We start from the raw sequence: 18493 nt of genomic DNA, 5'->3' as shown, positions 1-18493 counted from the left end.
TGTTTGTTCCGCTATGTCATCTTTTCACGAAACAGGCTCCGACATCTGCTGTAATTTTTAAACTTCTCCTGTTATTTTCACCAAAATTCATGCACAACATGGCATGATGGATCACTTTTCACCGCCCAGAACATTTTACGCGATTTTGCGCACGATTTTTCGTCTGTTAATGTTGGCACTGATCATTGCAGGTATTTTTTGGTTGATGTCATGGTCGATGGAAATGGCCAAACAAACACAGAGTGATCATGTGATGTTCGGGTTGATCGCAGGATTAATTATTGCCTATATCATACTGATTTCAATTCCTTTTGTCCCCGGAATCGAAATTGCGTTGTCTTTGATGTTGTTGCATGGGCCTGAAATTGTGCTGTTGGTTTACGCCGCCACGGTTTTGGGGTTATTGCTGGCATTTCTGCTTGGGCAATTCACGCCCTATCGGTTTTTGCACAAGGTGTTTCGCGATCTGCACATGCGCCGTGCTTGCGATTTATTGCAGCGTATCGCACCCCTGTCCCCGTCAGAACGTGTGGGATTGTTGCGCGACCAGTTGCCAAAACCGATACGCCGTTTTGTGATTGATGGGCGCTATGTTTTGGTAGGTTTGGCACTGTCCATTCCAGGCAATGCGTTATTGGGTGGCGGTGGCGGAATCATGTTGATCGCAGGGCTCAGCCGCTTGTTCACAACGCCATTAATCATGATCATGCTGTTGATTGCTGTTGCCCCAATTCCCGTGGCGATATTGGTGTTTGATATTGACCCAATGGCGTTTTTGCGCGGCTGATTGGAAACAATCTGTTTATCTGCTTTTTGTTGAATGGTGCAATCCTAAGCGTATGTTTCAGGCGAACAAAGGAGTTTTCATCATGACGGAGACATATCAAATACCAGCACAAACCGCGATTGGACATGTGCATTTAAAGGTCGCGAATATCGAACGCGCACTGACATTTTATCGCGATCTGTTGGGGTTCGAGGTTACCGAACAAATGGGTGATGACGCGGTATTTTTATCGGCGGGTGGTTATCACCACCATATCGGGCTGAACACTTGGTATAGCCGCGATATGCCAGCTGCACCTGTGCGTGCGGCTGGGTTATTTCATTTGGCGATCTTGTATCCCACCCGCAAAGATTTGGCACAGATTTTGAAACGACTGCTGGATCATGGGTATAAAATCGACGGTGCATCCGATCACGGGGTTTCACAGGCGTTGTACCTACGCGACCCTGATAAAAACGGCGTAGAATTGTATTGGGATTGCCCACGCAATGAATGGCCGCGCGATGGCAATGGCAAATTGCAAATGACAACAGAACGGCTTGATCTGAATGCGCTTTTGGCATTGGCCTAGGCGAAATCCAACACCATGGCGAATATGAACACCAAAGCGGCGCAAGTGATGCACTGCGCCGTCTTGCCTGTGGTCAAATAGCAGCCTAGAAGGTTTGCAATGAACACAAAGGCAGCCCCATGAGCGAAGACAAAAACCCACTGGTTATTTTCACCCCATCAGGCAAACGCGGCAATTTTCCCGTTGGCACCCCAATCCTGACAGCGGCGCGCCAATTGGGGGTTGATCTGGATTCTGTCTGTGGTGGACGTGGGATTTGTTCCAAATGCCAAATCACACCCTCATACGGTGAATTTTCCAAACATGGGCTTACGGTTGCGCCCGACGCATTGTCACAATGGAACAGTGTCGAGGAGCGATACAAATCCAAACGCGGCATGATTGATGGGCGGCGCTTGGGCTGTCAGGCGACGGTTCAGGGCAATATCGTGGTCGATGTCCCCCCCGAGAGCCAAGTGCACAAACAAGTCGTGCGCAAACGCGCAGAGGCACGCGATATCATCGTCAATCCGTCGACCAAGCTGTTTTATGTCGAGGTTGAACAACCCGACATGCACGAACCATCGGGTGATCTGGAACGTCTGGTCGCGGCATTGCGCAAGGATTGGGATTTACCAGAGCTAGAAGCCGATTTTTCCATTTTCGCCGGCCTACAATCCGCGCTGCGCAAGGGCGACTGGAAGGTCACATGTGCCGTTCATCTGGGCGATGATTACGTCAGCCCGCGCATCGTTCAGGTTTGGTCGGGATATTACGACGGTTCCGTTTATGGCATGGCGGTTGATCTGGGTTCCACCACCATCGCCGCGCATCTGTGTGATTTACAAACGGGCGAAGTGGTTGCCAGCAACGGTATCATGAATCCCCAAATCCGTTTTGGCGAAGATTTGATGAGCCGCGTTTCATATTCCATGATGAACGAAGGCGGCGCGGTTGAAATGACCCGTGCGGTGCGCGAAGGCATGAATGCCCTTTTCACCCAAATCGCGGCAGAGGCCGAAATTGACCCTGCCCTGATTTTGGATGCGGTATTTGTATGTAACCCTGTGATGCATCATCTGTTCTTGGGCATTGATCCGTTTGAGCTTGGTCAGGCTCCATTCGCACTGGCAACATCAGATGCGGTATCGACACGTGCGAAAAACCTTGATCTGAAAATCCATCCCGCGGCGCGAATTTATATTCTGCCGTGTATTGCGGGGCACGTCGGGGCGGATGCCGCCGCCGTTGCATTATCGGAATCGCCAAACACATCGGATGATTTAGTATTGGTGGTGGATGTGGGCACGAATGCGGAAATATTGCTTGGCAATAAAACCCGCGTTCTGGCCTGTTCATCACCCACGGGCCCGGCATTTGAAGGCGCGCAAATTTCCAGCGGCCAACGCGCCGCACCTGGAGCGATTGAACGCGTCGAAATTGACCCCGTCACCAAAGAACCGCGTTTTCGTGTGATTGGATCGGATGTTTGGTCTGATCAGGATGGGTTTGACCGCGAAATATTGTCATCTGGCATTACGGGGATTTGTGGATCGGGCATCATTGAAATGGTTGCCGAAATGCGCATCGCAGGGATTGTCGATCAGGCAGGATTGATCGGTTCCCCCGAACAAACAGGCACAGACCGCTGTTTCCAAGATGGGCGCACATATTCATATCGCGTCTTTGATGGCACGGCGGATGGCGGCCCACTGATTACCGTGACGAACCGCGACATTCGCGAAATCCAAATGGCCAAGGCAGCACTCTATTCAGGTGCGCGCCTGTTGATGGATAAATTCGAGGTCGATCAGGTTGACCGCATCGTATTGGCAGGCGCGTTTGGCGCCCACATTAGCCCCAAACACGCGATGGTTTTGGGCATGATCCCCGATTGCGAAATCGCTAAGGTAACGTCGGCGGGCAATGCCGCGGGTACAGGTGCGCGGATTGCGTTGCTAAACACCGATGCGCGGCGCGATATTGAAACAGTGGTTCGTGATATTCACAAGATCGAAACGGCGATCGAGCCTCGTTTTCAGGAACATTTTGTCAATGCATCCGCGATCCCTAATAGCGTGGAACCATTCCCGATATTGGACAGCATCGTGACATTGCCAAATGTTAATTTCAATACTGGCGGTGGTGACAATGGTGGTCGGCGTCGCCGTCGGCGGGGCTAGGGTTATTGGGTAACCTCTGGTTCCAACACTTCTGGCGTGGTCTCAACGATATCCAGAACACCCAGCGATTCAAACCCGCCCAGTACCGCATCAACCGCAACCGTCGCCAGTACCAGCCCCATAACGCGGCTAATCACGCTGGCCCCTGTTGCGCCCAGAAATTTCTGGCTACGCGTGGCAAAGAGTAAAACAATCAGCGTGATTGCCAAAACCAGCACTAACAAGCCCGCCGTAACCACCTGATCTGCGATCGGATTTTGGTGATTGTCCGTTAGAATAACCACCGCCAACATGGCCCCAGGTGATGCAATAGATGGCATCGCCAATGGGAATACAGCACCGGCCAGATGATCACGCTCGGCCTCTTCGATTTCGCGCATGGGTTTGGATTCACCAAAAATCATCGTCATGGCAAACATGAACAACACAATGCCACCCGCGATTTGAAACGAGCCAAGCCGCAACCCCAAGGATTCCAATACAAACTGTCCACCAACCAAGAATAACAGCAACACACCCGTGGCGACCAAAATTGCGCGAATGGCAAAACGCCGATGCAACGCAGCAGGCACACCCACCGTGGCAAACAAAAACACCGGTATCGAACCAATGGGATCTATCACCACCAGCAGGGTGATAAATTCACGTAATATATTTGACCAGTCCATCATTGAAATTCCATTAATGCAAACACCGATGTTTACAACAGTGGCTGCATTAGCACAGCGCATAAGCCAAGCCAATGCGGCACATCGTGGCAAAACAGATTTTTACCAATCCCCATTGCACAGCGTAAAAACTCCGACTATGAAAGCGCGGCGCGGGTATGGTGAAAAGGTATCACGAAAGCTTCCCAAGCTTCAGTTACGAGTTCAATTCTCGTTACCCGCTCCAGAAATCTTGCTCAAACGGCAATTCTACCTTAAGCTGATCGCATGCAAGACAGCCCGCCAGATACCCCAAAGGCCGCGACACCAGAGGCGCAATCGTTTCTGCGCATCCGTCGTGCTGTAGGTTATCTGGGGTTAGCATTTCCGTTTGTATTGGTGATCGGCGGGTTGATGTTGGCGATGGATGATCGAGTCTTGCCGACATTATCAGATTATTTTTTCACCCCCATGCGTGACGTTTTTACGGGTGGGTTAATCGCCATTGGCTTCTTTCTAATCACCTATAAGGGATACGAAGAACCATACGGGTTTGGGTCGGATAAGAACCTGACATTCATGGCCGGATTATTGGCGATTTGTGTGGCGTTTTTTCCGTTTCGCGCCTGTGCGGGGAACACGATATGCACCCTGCCCCAGCAATGGTTTCAATTTGATGTCAGCCAATATATCCATTACGGCGCTGCGGTTGGTTTTTTTGCCATCCTTGCGCGCTTGTGTCTGGTGAATTTTCGCATGGTCAATCATGGCGTAAAAACCAATAGTAAATCTGGGCGCGATCGGATTTATTTTCTGGCCGGGCGCACGATTTTGGGCGCGTTGATTGCACTACTATCGCTTTATGTTTTGGATCGGCTGTTTGGCGGTGTACTCGATTTTGCCTATCGCGTGTCGCTTGTTTTGATCCTTGAATCGATCTGTATCTGGGCCTTTGCTATTGCGTGGCTGGTCAAAGGGCGCGCCGATAATACAAAAATCATTGGCGCACCGATGAAGGCGATTTTAAAGCTGCCAGAGAATTAGGGTTTTAGAGCGGCTAACAAGCCAAGCGTTGATCCATCTTTGCCATCTGGGGCATCTGCCCCGCTGACATAGCCTTGCATTTCTGTGGCCAGAACCTTGCCCAATTCCACGCCCCATTGATCAAAACTATTCAATCCCCAGATCACGCCTTCGACAAACACGCGATGTTCATACAATGCGATAATCGCACCCAGCGTATATGGCGTGAGTTTTGGGTAAATCAACGTGGTGCTTGGGCGGCTGCCTTTAAACACACGGTGGCGGGCTTGGCGTTCCAATTCATCACCGGTTAAATCTGTGGCGGCCATTAATGCACGTGCTTCGTTGACGCTGCGCCCTAACATCAATGCCTCTGATTGTGCCAAACAGTTGGCTTGTAACAATTCATGTTGATGTGCCAAATCGGGTTCATGCCCTGATTGTGCCACCATAAACTCACATGGGATCACCCGCGTTCCCTGATGGATCAGCTGATAAAACGCGTGCTGCCCGTTGGTGCCCGGCTCGCCCCAAACAATGGGGCCACTATCGCGTGGCAAATCCACGCCGTTCATCGCCACGCCCTTGCCGTTGCTTTCCATATCAAGCTGTTGCAAGTACGCAGGCAAGCGTGTCAGGCGTTGTTCGTAAGGCAGCACCGCACGTGTGGCATAGCCACAGATATTGGAATGCCAGACCCCAACCATCGCCAGCGCCATTGGCATATTTTGTTCCATCGGTGCTGTTTTGAAATGTGTGTCCATTTCATGCGCACCTTGCAAGAATTGCACAAAATCATCGCCACCAATGGCGAGCATCAATGACAACCCAATTGGCCCCCAAACGGAATACCGCCCACCAACCCAATCCTCAAACCCAAACACGCGTTCGGGTTTCACACCAAAGGCCGCGGTTTTGTCAGCGGCTGTTGACAGCGCCACCAGATGATCAGAAATATCATCAACAGACAGCGCCGATTTCATCCAATCGGTTGCAGTTTGCGCATTGGCCATGGTTTCAATCGTGGTGAAGGTTTTAGAGGCGATGATCAACAACGTCGTTTCGGGGTTTAACCCCTTCAACGTGTCGTGAATATCTGCACCATCCACGTTGGACACAAAATGCGTACGCGGCCCATCATGATATGGCGACATTGCCGCTGTTGCCATCACGGGGCCCAGATCAGAACCGCCAATACCAATGTTGACCACATCGGTGAACGGCTTGCCCGCAACACCGGTCAACGTACCATCACGAACGGCGGACGAAAATAATTTCATATCTTCAAGGGTTTGCAAAACCGATGGCATCACATCTGCGCCGTCCAAAACAATCGGAACACCCGCCAGATTGCGCAATGCGGTGTGCAAAACCGCGCGCCCTTCGGTATCGTTGATTTTCTCGCCCGCGAACATCGCATCACGCTTGGCTTCGACACCCGTTTGGCGCATCAGATCAAACAACAAACCGCGCGCGGTGCCATCCATATTGGTCTTGGAATAATCCAAAACCATATCGACGGCATTCGTTGAGAAATGTGAAAACCGTGTGCCATCAACATCGAACAGATCAACAATTGGGCGGTCTTTGATATGGCTGTGATGGTTTTGAAGGTCGTTCCAAATGTCGCGCATGATAGCTCCGTTAATCAGCGTAGAAAATATCCGTATTGGCATCTTTACCCAATATAACACGAATTGGCGATAGCGCTAACGGCTGTTCGCGTAGTGCAGCATTATATGCATCTTTTTTCTCCGCGCCTGCGATCAAAACATGAATATTTTTTGCGCTTTTTAATGCTGGTGCGGTTAATGTGATCCGCGGCTCTGGCGCGCCTGGTGCACGCATGGCCAACAGGATCGGCGCATCGTCCGCCAATGCTTCGTCCAACAAATCCGCCTCTGGGAAAATCGATGCGGTGTGCATATCCGCCCCCATTCCCAATACACAGACATCCAATGGCATTGCCGCCGCCACATCACCAATAATATCGCCCAAAACATCCTCTGGTCGATCCGCAGGTTGATAAAACGGCACAAAACGCGCCGCCGAGGCATTATTTTGTAACAATCGCTGTTTAATCAATGTGGTGTTTGAACGATCCGATGTTTCGGGTACGAAACGCTCGTCGGTCAACATCACCGTCACATTGGCCCAGTCCAAATCCGCCACATTCAATGCGTCGAAAAATGGTGCGGGTGTAGTGCCACCCGGCACGGCCAAAACGGCGCGACCATTGGCGGATAAGGCCTCGCCCAACTCAGTCGCGACGCGATCCGCAAGCCCAGACATAAGCGCCTCGCGATTTTCAAATATGTGAAATGGTTTTGTCATTGTGCTATCTCCCGCCAGCGACGCCCGTCGCGGTGCATAATCATTAACGCGTCATCTGGCCCGGACCCGCCTGAATCATATTGAATTGGCTTTTGACCCTTTTCCACCCATTGATTGATAATCGGATCAATCCAATCCCAAGCGGCCTCGACCTCGTCTCCGCGCATAAACAGTGTTTGGTTGCCGCGGATCACATCCATGATCAACCGCTCATATGCATCGGGCAGATCAATGTCCTCGCCCTCCAACGCCTCCGCAAATGTCATATCAAGTGGTACTTCGCGCAGCCGCATGCCCCCTGGCCCTGGGTCCTTGATCGTCATACGCATGGTGATCCCCTCATCTGGTTGCAAACGGATGATCAACGCATTGCCGCGCAGATGTGTGCCCGTGTCATCGAAAATCGAATGGGGCGGATCCTTGAACACCACGGCGATTTCGGTCAACCGATTGCGCAATCGTTTTCCTGTGCGCAAATAAAATGGTGTGCCCGCCCAACGCCAATTGGCGATTTCAACCTTCATCGCTACGAAACATTCGGTATTACTCTCTGGGTTTTCGCTATCTTGTAAATAACTGCCCTTATCCCCGGTCGCGCTATATTGTCCGCGCACCACATCATTGGGCGCGACGGGTGATAACGCTTTGATAATTTTTAGCTTTTCATCGCGAACGGCGTTGGCCTCAAACTTGCTGGGTGGCTCCATTGCGGTTAAACACAGTAACTGCATCATATGGTTTTGCACCATATCGCGCATCGCGCCCGATTTGTCATAATATGATCCACGCCCACCCACGCCCAAACTTTCAGACGCAGTGATTTGCACATGATCCACATGTTGCGCGTTCCACAGCGGTTCAAACAACGCATTGCCAAAACGGATCGCCATCAGGTTTTGCACGGTTTCTTTACCCAAATAATGATCAATCCGATAAACCTGATGTTCGGCAAAACATTCCGCCAATTCCGCGTTCAACGCTTTGGCCGTTTCCAAATCGCGCCCAAACGGTTTTTCCACCACAATGCGTGCATCTCTATCAGCCAGTTTAAATTGCACCAATCGACGCGCGATTTCGCCAAACAGTGACGGCCCCACGGAAAAATAAAACGCGCGGATCACGTCGGCGCGCAACATTTTGCCCAATGCTTTCCAACCGTCTTCGGTGAAAATATCCAGTTGCAAATAATCAAGCTGCCCTAAAAACGTATCAACATCACCCTTTTTCAACAGCGCCTTATCAACATGTTCGATCAAACCGTCATGAACATGTTTGCGAAATGCCTCTGCATCATAATCGGATCGCGCCGCAGCAATAATTCGCGATGTTTTGGGCATTTGTCCCGATAACATTCGCCGGTAAAGCCCTGGCAAAATTTTGCGTGTGGCCAGATCTCCAGTGCCACCAAATATCACCAAATCGAAATCTTCTACGGGTATGACCTGTGCAACCATCGAAACCTCTGTCGTTATTTATGTGCACGTTATCAATCCACCGCATTTGCGCAAGGTCTGACACACGCATCCTCACATTTATGTAAGATGCGCCTTGCGGTACTTTCTTTTTCTTGGGTTTCAAGCTAGCGATGGTGAAAGCAAGGGGTAATTTGAACAATGAACGACCAAAATTTCGATAAATTGGGTGCAACACCTGTGGGTAAATTTGAAAACCCGAATGTCACCGCCAAGGGTGATATGCGAGCATCGGTTCCGTTGAATAACCCCACAACGCTTTGGTTTAATACGGGTACATTGTGCAATATCGAATGTTTGAATTGTTATATCGAAAGCTCACCCAAAAACGACAGTTTGGTTTATATCACCACGTCCGAGGTCGGCGGATATCTGGATCAAATTGTTGATCGCAAATGGCCAACGACAGAAATAGCATTTACCGGTGGTGAACCGTTTATGAACCCGCAAATGATTGATATTACACGGCTTTGCCTTGAACGTGGCTATGATGTTTTGATCTTAACCAACGCGATGCGCCCGATGATGCGCAAATCGGTTCAATCGGGATTGTTGGCATTGCGCGATGCATTTGGCGACAAACTTACCCTGCGCATTTCTCTTGATCATTTCAACGCTGATCTGCACGACGCAGAACGCGGCAAAGGCAGCTATGATGTGACCCTCGCAGGTATGAAATGGCTGCGCGATAACGATTTTCAAATGCATGTCGCAGGGCGTTCCGCATTTGGTGATAGCGATGCAACGAGCCGTGCAGGCTACGCCGAACTTTTCTCCCAACATGATTTCAAAATTGACGCAAACAACCCTGCCACAACAGTTCTTTTTCCTGAAATGGACGAAACTGTGGATGTTCCCGAAATTACGAATGCCTGTTGGACCATTTTGGACAAATCTCCAAATGATGTGATGTGTTCTAGCTCGCGTATGGTGGTCAAACGCAAAGGTGCCAAAAAGCCAGCCGTGCTTGCCTGCACGCTCCTGCCAAATACGCCTGAATTTGAGCTTGGCGAAACCCTGGAACAAGCCGAACGCCCCGTGAAACTCAACCATCCTCATTGCGCAAAATTCTGTGTCCTTGGCGGGGCAAGTTGCAGCGCGTAACGCTCCAAATGTCTAAAATATCCTCGCCGAAGGCATAAAATCAGCGCCGCGCGGCCAAGGCATCGGACAAAACACCACGCACAACATCCATATCCACATCACGTGTGACAAAGGCTTCGCCAATGTCGCGCGCCATGATGAATGCGATTGTGCCGTCTTTGACCTTTTTATCCTGCCCCATCAACGCAACGAGCGTATCGGCATCTGGCAATTCACCGTCAATATCGGCCAAATCAACCTTTTGACCCATTGCACGCAGATGTTCACGCACACGGCTTGGCGCTTCTTGGCTACATAATCCCAATCGCATCGATGTTTCAAACGCGAGCGCACAGCCGATCGCCACACCTTCACCGTGCAACAACCGATCCGAATACCCTGTTGCGGCCTCAAGTGCGTGACAAAATGTGTGACCAAGGTTTAAGAGCGCGCGAATACCCTGTTCGGTTTCATCTTCGCCAACAATCGCGGCCTTCATTTCGCAACTGCGTTTCACCGCGTAGATACGTTTTTCAACATTCCCCGCCGCCAAATCAGGGCCATTCACTTCCAGCCATTCAAAAAATTTAGCGTCCCCCAACAGACCATATTTTGAGACCTCGCCGTAACCGGCCAAAAAATCGCGCGGTGTTAACGTACCCAACAATTCCACATCGGCCAAAACCAGCTGAGGCTGATAAAACGCTCCAATCAAGTTTTTACCGCGCGGTGAATTGATCGCGGTTTTCCCCCCGACAGAGCTATCTACCTGTGCTAGCAAACTGGTTGGGATTTGCACAAATCGCACGCCGCGGCGCAAAATGCTGGCGGCAAAGCCAACCAAATCGCCGATCACCCCACCGCCAAAGGCGATGATCACATCGTCGCGCTCGATTTTTTGCTCCAACAACCATTCAACGCATTCTTGTAAATGCGCCCATGATTTGGTGGATTCACCCGCGGGCAAAACCAATGTATCCCCATCAAGTCCATTCGCAGACAACCCAGATTTCAACGCATCCAAATGTAATGCAGCAACATTTTCATCCGTAATGATGGCCACGCGCGGGCGTTTTAACAATGGTGCGATAAATGCACCCGATTGCGCCAATAACCCCGTGCCAATTTCAATGTTATATGACCGATCTGCCAAGTTTACATAAACCGTTTCGCGCATTTTATCCAACCTTTACCAGCCCGCTTTTGGGGTTGTTTAATAATTCGGCAATAACCTTATCCGCCATTTGTTCTTTGCTTAAATCTGGTGAAGCCTTCACAGAAATTTGCGCAAGCGCGTATTTTGGTTTGCGCGCAATGAACAAGTTTTCAAGCGTACCATATGGATCAGGCCCGCGTAACAACGGGCGCGTTGATTTCGCCTTTACCCGCGCCCATAACAGATCAAGATCAGCATCGAGCCAAACAGAAACACCCTTATCCGCGATGACGGCGCGATTATCTTCTGACATAAACGCCCCACCGCCAGTTGATAACAAACACGGTGGCCCATCCAGTAAGCGTTGTAAAACTTGGCTTTCTTTTAGACGGAAAAACGGCTCACCATCACGTGCAAATATTTCAGCAATCGTCATCTGTGCTGCTGTTTCAATTTCATCATCCGAATCGATAAACCGACAACCCAGCTTTTGCGCAACAATCGTGCCAATCGCGGTTTTACCCGCGCCCATCAGCCCAACCAGAACAATTGTTTTTGATAATCGATACGCCACGCGACCCTCATTTTAGCGTATTCAATTACGCCCCTTTCTGATAGCATTAAGCCATAAACAGGCAAGAGCAAAGCCGTGAAAAAAGACGGAGGCACAATAAATATGGGGCGCTTAATCAAGTATCTGTTCTATCTGGCCATTTTGGTGGCCTTATGTTTGGTCGGATATTCCTTTTTCGGGGACCTGTCCGCACCATCGGTGAACCATACCGAAACCATCGAACTTGAAACCCAATAGGCCAAAAATGGCGCATCAATGGATACATCCATTTTTAGAAGCCATCCGCGCTGAGCGAGATGCGGCGGATAATACCATTCAGGCGTATTATCGCGACTTGGTGGATTTCCAAGAATTCCTTGCAGATAAAAATCGCGATTTTACGGATGCATCGCGCAGCGATGTCGAAAGCTATATCGTTGAACTGGACACGCGCGGGATGGCCGAAACCACCCGCGCGCGGCATTTGTCATCGATTAAACAACTGTATCGTTTTGCATTCGAGGAAGATTGGATCACCGACAATCCCGCAATGCAAATCAAGGGACCAAAAAAGAAAAAACATCTGCCCGACACGATGAGCGAGGCAGATGTGAATGCCATGCTAGAGGCCGCAACAATCACGGGGCGCAATGATTTTGATAAATTGCGCAACACCTGTTTGATGCAGATGTTATATGCCACGGGGATGCGTGTGACCGAATTGGTATCACTGCCCGTCAACGCCGTGCGCGGTGATCCAGAAATGCTGTTAATCAAAGGCAAAGGTGGCAAAGAACGTCTTGTTCCCCTATCCACCCCTGCGAAATTGGCGTTGGCGGTATATCTGCGCGAACGCGATTTGCGCCAAGACGCCAAGAAAGGCGCGCCAGAGTCGCGTTTTTTATTCCCCTCGGGGGGCAAGCTTGGCCATTTGACACGTATTCGGTTTTACACGCTGATCAAAGAAATCGCGCTGAAGGCAAATATCGATCCCGCCAAGGTCACACCCCACACATTACGCCACGCATTTGCGACCCATTTATTGGCCAATGGCGCCGATTTGCGTGTGATTCAGATGTTGCTGGGCCACGCAGATGTGGCAACCACCGAAATCTATACCCATGTTTTGGATGAAAAGCTGCGCGAATTGGTGTTTGAACATCACCCATTGGCAGATTGAGTGTAAAAGATCCAAGCCTATGGCGCGGTTTTTTGTTCACAATCAGGGTTTGACACACGCATATCTACGGGCAAATTATCCTCTGATGGCCATACACCTGAAAGCAGCGTTTTATCATAGCCTTGGGTTAAACCAACGCCCCGCATTGCGCGGTGGGCTGCGTGATGATCATAGCTTAGCGTATTGTTTATGATGCCTTTTTGCGAAATCACCGAATAATGCGTGCTTGGTTTTCCATTATGTGCAGGCATCCCGATTGCACCGCTATTATGCCATATCGTTGATCCAATTTTGCGTGTCATGAGTAACCCCGTGTGCCCCGCAAGCACGATATCAACAGCGCCAACTTGTTGGGTAAGGATTTCGATTTCAGCGGCAATCACGGTGTCAGGTGTGGTTGGCCAGATAAAGCGGCTGATATCGGAGGCCGCGCCATGTAACACGGCATAGCGTTTGCCATGATGCGAAAACACAATGCGATCGGGCAGCGTTGCCATCCATTTTTTGGATTCAACAGATGTTTGTGCATCTGCATGGGCATACCACGCACGCGACAATAAATTGCACGCGGAATCTTCATCAAAACCACAACCACAATCATCATCTCCATTGGCCAGATTACGTTCGCAATTGCCCGCCAACACAGGACCGCCAATAGCGCGAACGCGTTGCGCACAGGCCTCTGGGTCGGCGCAATAGGCAACGATATCACCCGTGCATATGATGTTACACGCGGGAATTTTCGCACCCTGTGCGATATCCATAAAGGCGCGCAAGGCGTGTAAATTGGAATAAACCCCGCCATATATCAGCAAATCACCGTGTAATTCACCCAAATCTCGAACGATCATTTCCCACCCTTGTGTCATTGCGCCACTTGAAGCGTGGCCTTAGAACCCCCATAAAAGAAGCTATGCGATTTTATGCAAGGAACAAGACCGAATGGAAATGATTATTGGCGCGATTGTGAACCTAGACACTGCGTCTTGGGCAACCATTGGTGCAATTATTGCGCTGTTGGTGATGTCTGCGTTTTTCTCAGGCTCCGAAACGGCGTTAACGGCGGCTAGCCGTGGGAAATTGCATGGGATGGCGGACAAAGGTTCATCGGGGGCAGCGCGCGCGCTGAACCTGACCGAGGATACGGAAAAACTGATCGGCGCGATTTTGCTGGGTAATAATCTGGTGAATATCCTAGCGGCATCGTTGGCAACCAGCCTGTTCACGCGATTACTGGGCGACAGTGGCGTTGCCATTGCGACGCTAGTGATGACCCTGTTGGTGTTGGTTTTCGCCGAAGTTCTGCCAAAAACATATGCGATTAATCACACAGAAACCGCCGCGACAAAGGTATCAGCACCCATTCAGATTTTGGTGATGGTATTGTCACCCGTCGTTAAGGCCGTGCAGTGGTTTGTGGGCAGCTTGTTGCATTTGTTCGGCGGGAAATCGGGCGATGACGACCTGTCCGAAGCCGCACAGGAAGAGATTGCCGGTGCGATCGCGCTTGGCCATCGCGAAGGTAATTTCGAAAAAGACGCCAAAGATCGCCTGTTGGGTGCGCTGGATCTGAAAGACCGCGAAGTCGAAGAAATCATGTTGCATCGTTCCAACATTGAAATGATTGATGTTGGTTTGCCTGCACAAGATATCATTCGGATTTGTTTGGAATCTGCATACACACGGTTGCCGCTGTTTGAGAATGACCCTGAAAACATTGTTGGTGTTGTGCATGCAAAGGATTTGTTGCGATCTGTTGAACGTTTGTTGCGTGATGGTAAAAACCGCAATGATGCGCTTGCGACATTGGATATTCAAAGCATCGCCATGGAACCTTATTTCGTGCCTGAAACCACGACGCTCGATGATCAGATGCGCGAATTTTTACGCCGTAAAACCCATTTCGCATTGGTTGTTGATGAATATGGCGCGCTGCAAGGTTTGATCACGCTAGAAGACATTCTGGAAGAGATCGTGGGTGAAATCACCGATGAGCATGACGAAATAGAGGATGTCTGGGCGCAAAAAGATGAAATGGGTGATTATCTGGTTGATGGTGGTGCCACCATTCGCGACATCAACCGTGCGCATGATTGGAACCTGCCCGATGATGAGGCCAATACCATTGCGGGTTTGGTGATTCACGAGGCACGCATGATCCCAATGCCTGGCCAAGTGTTCAGCTTTCATGGAATGCGGTTCGAAGTCGTGGAACGCGAGCAAAACCGCGTGACACTGATGAAAGTGCGCCCCTTAAGTTAATTTGGGATTAAATGAATACGGGCGCATCTCTGCGCCCGTATGAATTATCTGTAATTTGCATCATCGGCTGATACGGCCTCTGGCCTTGCGATGGCGCGCACCATTTGATCCAACGTAATACTGCCCACCGCTTTACCCGCCTTGGTCACCGTTGCGGTTTCGCTGTGGCTATCAACACAGGTTTGCAATGCTTCTTCGATAATCGTGTTATGTGGGATTTGTGGCCCGTCACATTTTTTGGTCGCAGGTGACATTGCCGTCCCTACTTGCAACACGCGCGCACGGTTAATATCCTGAATAAAATCAGTGACATAATCATCCGCAGGGCGCAGAACGATATCTTGTGGATTGCCCGATTGCACCATTTTACCATCGCGCAAAATCGCGATATTATCGCCGATACGTAATGCTTCATCCAGATCATGGGTGATAAAGATGATGGTTTTATGAAGCTCTTCTTGCAGATCAAGCAGCACGTTTTGCATATCAGTGCGGATCAATGGATCAAGGGCAGAAAATGCCTCGTCCATCAACAAAATTTCCGCATCCGTTGCCAATGCACGCGCCAAACCGACACGTTGCTGCATGCCACCAGAGAGCTGTGCGGGATAATGTTGCTCAAACCCCTTTAGCCCCACACGTTCCAACCAACGCTGTGCGCGCTCTGCCGCTTCTTTTTCCGCCACGCCTTGGATATCAACGCCATAACGGACGTTTTCAATCACCGTGTGGTGGGGCATCAGGGCGAATTTTTGAAACACCATTGATGCCTTGAAACGGCGAAAATCGCGCAACGCCGTATCGGACATTTGCAACACGTCTTCGCCATCCACGATCATTTCACCCGCGGTGGGTTCAATCAATCGGTTGATATGACGAATAAGCGTCGATTTACCTGATCCAGACAGGCCCATAATCACCTGAATGCCACGTGCCGGAATATCAAGGTTGATATTATTCAACCCCAACACATGCCCGTGCACATCCAACAATTCAGGTTTGGACATACCATTTTCGACGTGCTGAACCATGGATGCAGGTTTACGCCCAAAGATTTTGTAGAGATTTTTGATTTGTACCTTTGGTTCAGACACCGTGGCCTCCTTCGCGATGTTTTTGCAAACGCTTGCCGAATGCCTGTGACACACGATCAAAGATGATCGCGATGGCAACAATTGCCAGACCATTGAACACACCAAGTGCCAAATATTGGTTATTCACCGCACGCAACACGGGCGTACCAAGCCCACCTGCCCCGATCATCGCGGCAATCACCACCATGGCCAACGCCATCATGATTGTTTGGTTCACACCAGCGAAAATATTAGGAAGCGCGAGCGGGATTTGCACTCCCCACAAGCGTTCGCGTTTGGATGCACCGAATGCATCTGCGGCCTCTAACGTGTCCTTATCGACAAGGCGAATACCAAGGTTGGTGAGGCGCACAATTGGTGGAATGGCGTAAATCATCACCGCAATCAATGCGGGTGCCTTGCCAATGCCCAGCAACATCACAACAGGGATCAAATAAACGAAACTGGGGATGGTCTGCATCACATCCAAGATCGGCACGACAATCGCCTGCACCCGATCCGATCGCGACATCCAAATGCCAAGCGGTATGCCAAAAGCGATACATAACATGGTGGATACCGACACCATCGCAACGGTTGCCATCGTGTCCTCCCACATATCAAGCCAGCCAATAAACAGAAATGACGCAACGGTGATCAACGCCAATTTCCAACTGCGTGAACCGTAATAGGCCAAGCCAGCAGCCACAATCAAGAACAACGGCCAAGGCGTTGCAATCATTAGCTTTTCGAACCACACAAGAAAGGATTGAAGCGGATCAAATATCGCCTCTATCCATTCGCCATTGGCGCGGGTAAAATCGCGAAAGGTTCCATCAATCGCCTTTTTCACATCGCGAAGTTCGGTGCGCCCCATGGTAGGCGGATCAATCCACGTCAATTTAGACCAGTCGATAATGCTATCGCTTGCCATTCAATATTCCCCCGTATTTTTGGATAGAAAAAAGCCCGCCAAGTTGTCTTGGCGGGCCGTAAGCAACAGAATTAAAGTGCTGCTTCGATTTTTGCTGCGGCATCTTCTGATACCCATGCTTTCCACAGATCACCCTGTGTTAGCAAAAATTCGATTGCTGCATCTTCGCCAGTGGCTTGTTCATCGGCCATATAAACCAACATGCCATTCATCGTGGCACCCGGGAAAATACGTGTTGAAAGGTAATCAACAGCGATGCCGCCCTTTTGTTTGAATTCATCTGTTACAACAGTGTGCACTTCTGAATGTGTCCATGATGATGGTTTTGGATCGGCACAGTCTTGCTCGGCCTTTACGATACAACCGTCCCAGTTTTCAGCACCCGCGAACGGTACGCCAAAATCAACTGGCTGCATGTCGTATTTGCCAACCAACGCAGTTGGCGACCAGTAATAACCAAACCAGTTTTCGCCACGCTCCGCTGCCTTGGCCATAGAACCGTCAAGACCAGCGCCTGAACCTGGATCAACCAGTTTCCAACCCTTTGCTTCCATGTCGAATGCACGAAACATATTTGCGTTTGCCAATTGGCAACCCCAGCCCGCTGGACAGCCAACCAATGCGCCTTTGGATGGATCTTCGGAATCTGGAAACAATTCTGGATGTTCCAGAATTTTCAGAACCGTATCCAATTCTGGATGCTTTTCTTTGAACGCAGGTGTCACCCACCAGCCTTCGCCAAGATCGGTAATCGGACCTTGTAGCAGTGAATGCAAGCGGCCTTCTTCCATTGCAACGGCAAGTGGTTCACGCACCGCGTTTACCCACAATTCGCTGGCAACGTCTGGCTCGCCCTTTTCATCCATAGATGCGAATGTTGTTGTTGTCGCACCGGGGATCAATTCAACATCACAGCCGTATCCATTTTCCAAAATAAACGCATCCACGTTCGCCATAAATTCAGCAGACGCCCAGTTCATTTCGGCGATCTGCACAGAACCACATTCAGCGTAAGCGGCACCAGACAACATCATAGCCCCCGCCACTGTTGCACCCATTTTTGCCATCTTAAATTTCATTGTTTTCTCCCTGTCTTTGTGCAGTACACGTTACGCAACTCTTTCCTTCGCCGTCACTGCTTTACGAAGCAATGTGGGCATAAAGCGACATCCCCCGCATAAGGTCAAGGTTCAAAGCGGTCACTTTTTCTTTTGTTGAAAGTTTTACTTTTTGGTAAAATTCAAATTAGGTAACAA

At 50.1% G+C, this 18493-nt stretch carries 18 protein-coding genes and 1 tRNA gene; 9 read left to right on the top strand and 10 right to left on the bottom strand.

Annotated features, from left to right (window positions below; translation table 11 throughout):
• The first annotated feature begins 103 nt into the window (after positions 1-103).
• From IE094_RS00595 to IE094_RS00585, 3 genes are all read left to right on the top strand, one after another.
• The gene (locus IE094_RS00595) at positions 104-787 is read left to right on the top strand and encodes a hypothetical protein (protein ID WP_189638636.1); all 684 of its coding nucleotides are present in this window, start codon (positions 104-106) and stop codon (positions 785-787) included.
• Between the two features lie 82 nt (positions 788-869).
• The gene (locus IE094_RS00590) at positions 870-1358 is read left to right on the top strand and encodes a VOC family protein (protein WP_189638635.1); all 489 of its coding nucleotides are present in this window, start codon (positions 870-872) and stop codon (positions 1356-1358) included.
• A 119-nt stretch (positions 1359-1477) separates the two neighbouring features.
• Positions 1478-3520 (top strand): ASKHA domain-containing protein, encoded by a 2043-nt coding sequence (locus IE094_RS00585; RefSeq protein WP_189638634.1) that lies wholly within the window; start codon positions 1478-1480, stop codon positions 3518-3520.
• Positions 3521-3522: 2 nt separating this feature from the next.
• Here IE094_RS00585 and IE094_RS00580 read toward each other — a convergent pair whose 3' ends face one another.
• Entirely contained in the window at positions 3523-4191 is a 669-nt protein-coding gene (locus IE094_RS00580; RefSeq protein ID WP_189638633.1) for a MarC family protein, read from the bottom strand.
• A gap of 149 nt (positions 4192-4340) precedes the next feature.
• On the opposite strand from IE094_RS00580, the gene IE094_RS00575 reads away from it, so the two are divergent.
• Both IE094_RS00575 and IE094_RS00570 read left to right on the top strand, forming a co-directional pair.
• Positions 4341-4414: transfer RNA gene (locus tag IE094_RS00575), tRNA-Gly, on the top strand.
• A 41-nt stretch (positions 4415-4455) separates the two neighbouring features.
• On the top strand, positions 4456-5211 hold the full coding sequence (locus IE094_RS00570) for a hypothetical protein (RefSeq protein WP_189638632.1): 756 nt from the start codon (positions 4456-4458) through the stop codon (positions 5209-5211).
• On the opposite strand, the gene pgi is transcribed toward IE094_RS00570, so the two are convergent.
• Genes pgi through zwf form a run of 3 tightly spaced genes read right to left on the bottom strand, consistent with a single transcriptional unit; the run spans position 5208 to position 8978 of the window.
• Positions 5208-6824: a glucose-6-phosphate isomerase gene (pgi, locus tag IE094_RS00565; protein WP_189638631.1), complete on the bottom strand. Its 1617-nt coding sequence runs from the start codon at positions 6822-6824 to the stop codon at positions 5208-5210. The two genes, IE094_RS00570 and pgi, sit on opposite strands and share 4 nt — an antisense overlap.
• Positions 6825-6834: 10 nt before the next feature.
• The gene (gene pgl / locus IE094_RS00560) at positions 6835-7524 is read right to left on the bottom strand and encodes a 6-phosphogluconolactonase (protein ID WP_189638630.1); all 690 of its coding nucleotides are present in this window, start codon (positions 7522-7524) and stop codon (positions 6835-6837) included.
• The gene (gene zwf / locus IE094_RS00555; RefSeq protein ID WP_189638629.1) at positions 7521-8978 is read right to left on the bottom strand and encodes a glucose-6-phosphate dehydrogenase; all 1458 of its coding nucleotides are present in this window, start codon (positions 8976-8978) and stop codon (positions 7521-7523) included. Before zwf ends, pgl begins: the two co-directional genes overlap by 4 nt.
• 159 nt (positions 8979-9137) lie before the next feature.
• Between zwf and IE094_RS00550 the strand changes: the two genes are divergently transcribed.
• Entirely contained in the window at positions 9138-10100 is a 963-nt protein-coding gene (locus tag IE094_RS00550; protein ID WP_189638628.1) for a radical SAM protein, read from the top strand.
• Between the two features lie 40 nt (positions 10101-10140).
• Here IE094_RS00550 and aroB read toward each other — a convergent pair whose 3' ends face one another.
• Both aroB and IE094_RS00540 read right to left on the bottom strand, forming a co-directional pair.
• Positions 10141-11256 carry a 3-dehydroquinate synthase gene (aroB, locus tag IE094_RS00545; protein WP_189638627.1) on the bottom strand — a complete coding sequence of 372 codons (1116 nt, stop codon included), beginning with the start codon at positions 11254-11256 and terminating at the stop codon, positions 10141-10143.
• Between the two features lies 1 nt (position 11257).
• Positions 11258-11809 carry a shikimate kinase gene (locus tag IE094_RS00540; protein WP_189638626.1) on the bottom strand — a complete coding sequence of 184 codons (552 nt, stop codon included), beginning with the start codon at positions 11807-11809 and terminating at the stop codon, positions 11258-11260.
• Positions 11810-11884: 75 nt separating this feature from the next.
• On the opposite strand from IE094_RS00540, the gene IE094_RS00535 reads away from it, so the two are divergent.
• Together IE094_RS00535 and IE094_RS00530 are read left to right on the top strand one after the other, a co-directional pair.
• Positions 11885-12046: a hypothetical protein gene (locus IE094_RS00535; protein WP_189639461.1), complete on the top strand. Its 162-nt coding sequence runs from the start codon at positions 11885-11887 to the stop codon at positions 12044-12046.
• Between the two features lie 7 nt (positions 12047-12053).
• The gene (locus IE094_RS00530; RefSeq protein ID WP_189638625.1) at positions 12054-12968 is read left to right on the top strand and encodes a site-specific tyrosine recombinase; all 915 of its coding nucleotides are present in this window, start codon (positions 12054-12056) and stop codon (positions 12966-12968) included.
• Positions 12969-12985: 17 nt separating this feature from the next.
• On the opposite strand, the gene IE094_RS00525 is transcribed toward IE094_RS00530, so the two are convergent.
• Positions 12986-13819 carry a metallophosphoesterase family protein gene (locus IE094_RS00525; RefSeq protein WP_189638624.1) on the bottom strand — a complete coding sequence of 278 codons (834 nt, stop codon included), beginning with the start codon at positions 13817-13819 and terminating at the stop codon, positions 12986-12988.
• Between the two features lie 91 nt (positions 13820-13910).
• Here IE094_RS00525 and IE094_RS00520 point away from each other — a divergent pair, with 91 nt between their 5' ends.
• Positions 13911-15230, top strand: coding sequence for an HlyC/CorC family transporter (locus IE094_RS00520; protein WP_189638623.1), 1320 nt, complete (start codon positions 13911-13913; stop codon positions 15228-15230).
• A 44-nt stretch (positions 15231-15274) separates the two neighbouring features.
• Here the strand turns inward: IE094_RS00520 and IE094_RS00515 are convergent, their stop codons facing one another.
• From IE094_RS00515 to IE094_RS00505, 3 genes are all read right to left on the bottom strand, one after another.
• Entirely contained in the window at positions 15275-16324 is a 1050-nt protein-coding gene (locus IE094_RS00515; protein WP_229801944.1) for a quaternary amine ABC transporter ATP-binding protein, read from the bottom strand.
• Positions 16317-17237 carry an ABC transporter permease gene (locus IE094_RS00510; protein ID WP_189638621.1) on the bottom strand — a complete coding sequence of 307 codons (921 nt, stop codon included), beginning with the start codon at positions 17235-17237 and terminating at the stop codon, positions 16317-16319. The genes IE094_RS00515 and IE094_RS00510 overlap by 8 nt, the downstream gene beginning before the upstream one ends.
• Before the next feature lie 71 nt (positions 17238-17308).
• Complete coding sequence (locus IE094_RS00505; protein ID WP_229801943.1) at positions 17309-18316, bottom strand: ABC transporter substrate-binding protein; 1008 nt, start codon at positions 18314-18316, stop codon at positions 17309-17311.
• Positions 18317-18493 lie beyond the last annotated feature (177 nt).

The organism is Paramylibacter ulvae, from assembly GCF_014652655.1.
In the GTDB taxonomy this organism is placed as follows: Bacteria; Pseudomonadota; Alphaproteobacteria; order Rhodobacterales; family Rhodobacteraceae; genus Amylibacter; species Amylibacter ulvae.
This window is presented reverse-complemented; position numbering and strand designations above follow the sequence as displayed.

Bases quoted from the DNA above. Each gene is read 5' to 3' on its own strand.
- IE094_RS00530 (WP_189638625.1), top strand. From the start codon at position 12,054: ATGGCGCATCAATGGATACATCCATTTTTAGAAGCCATCCGCGCTGAG.
- IE094_RS00510 (WP_189638621.1), bottom strand. From the start codon at position 17,237: ATGGCAAGCGATAGCATTATCGACTGGTCTAAATTGACGTGGATTGAT.
- IE094_RS00570 (WP_189638632.1), top strand. From the start codon at position 4,456: ATGCAAGACAGCCCGCCAGATACCCCAAAGGCCGCGACACCAGAGGCG.
- IE094_RS00520 (WP_189638623.1), top strand. From the start codon at position 13,911: ATGGAAATGATTATTGGCGCGATTGTGAACCTAGACACTGCGTCTTGG.
- IE094_RS00595 (WP_189638636.1), top strand. From the start codon at position 104: ATGATGGATCACTTTTCACCGCCCAGAACATTTTACGCGATTTTGCGC.
- IE094_RS00580 (WP_189638633.1), bottom strand. From the start codon at position 4,191: ATGATGGACTGGTCAAATATATTACGTGAATTTATCACCCTGCTGGTG.
- aroB (WP_189638627.1), bottom strand. From the start codon at position 11,256: ATGCGCGAAACGGTTTATGTAAACTTGGCAGATCGGTCATATAACATT.
- zwf (WP_189638629.1), bottom strand. From the start codon at position 8,978: ATGGTTGCACAGGTCATACCCGTAGAAGATTTCGATTTGGTGATATTT.
- pgl (WP_189638630.1), bottom strand. From the start codon at position 7,524: ATGACAAAACCATTTCACATATTTGAAAATCGCGAGGCGCTTATGTCT.
- IE094_RS00590 (WP_189638635.1), top strand. From the start codon at position 870: ATGACGGAGACATATCAAATACCAGCACAAACCGCGATTGGACATGTG.
- pgi (WP_189638631.1), bottom strand. From the start codon at position 6,824: ATGCGCGACATTTGGAACGACCTTCAAAACCATCACAGCCATATCAAA.
- IE094_RS00525 (WP_189638624.1), bottom strand. From the start codon at position 13,819: ATGATCGTTCGAGATTTGGGTGAATTACACGGTGATTTGCTGATATAT.
- IE094_RS00585 (WP_189638634.1), top strand. From the start codon at position 1,478: ATGAGCGAAGACAAAAACCCACTGGTTATTTTCACCCCATCAGGCAAA.
- IE094_RS00550 (WP_189638628.1), top strand. From the start codon at position 9,138: ATGAACGACCAAAATTTCGATAAATTGGGTGCAACACCTGTGGGTAAA.
- IE094_RS00505 (WP_229801943.1), bottom strand. From the start codon at position 18,316: ATGAAATTTAAGATGGCAAAAATGGGTGCAACAGTGGCGGGGGCTATG.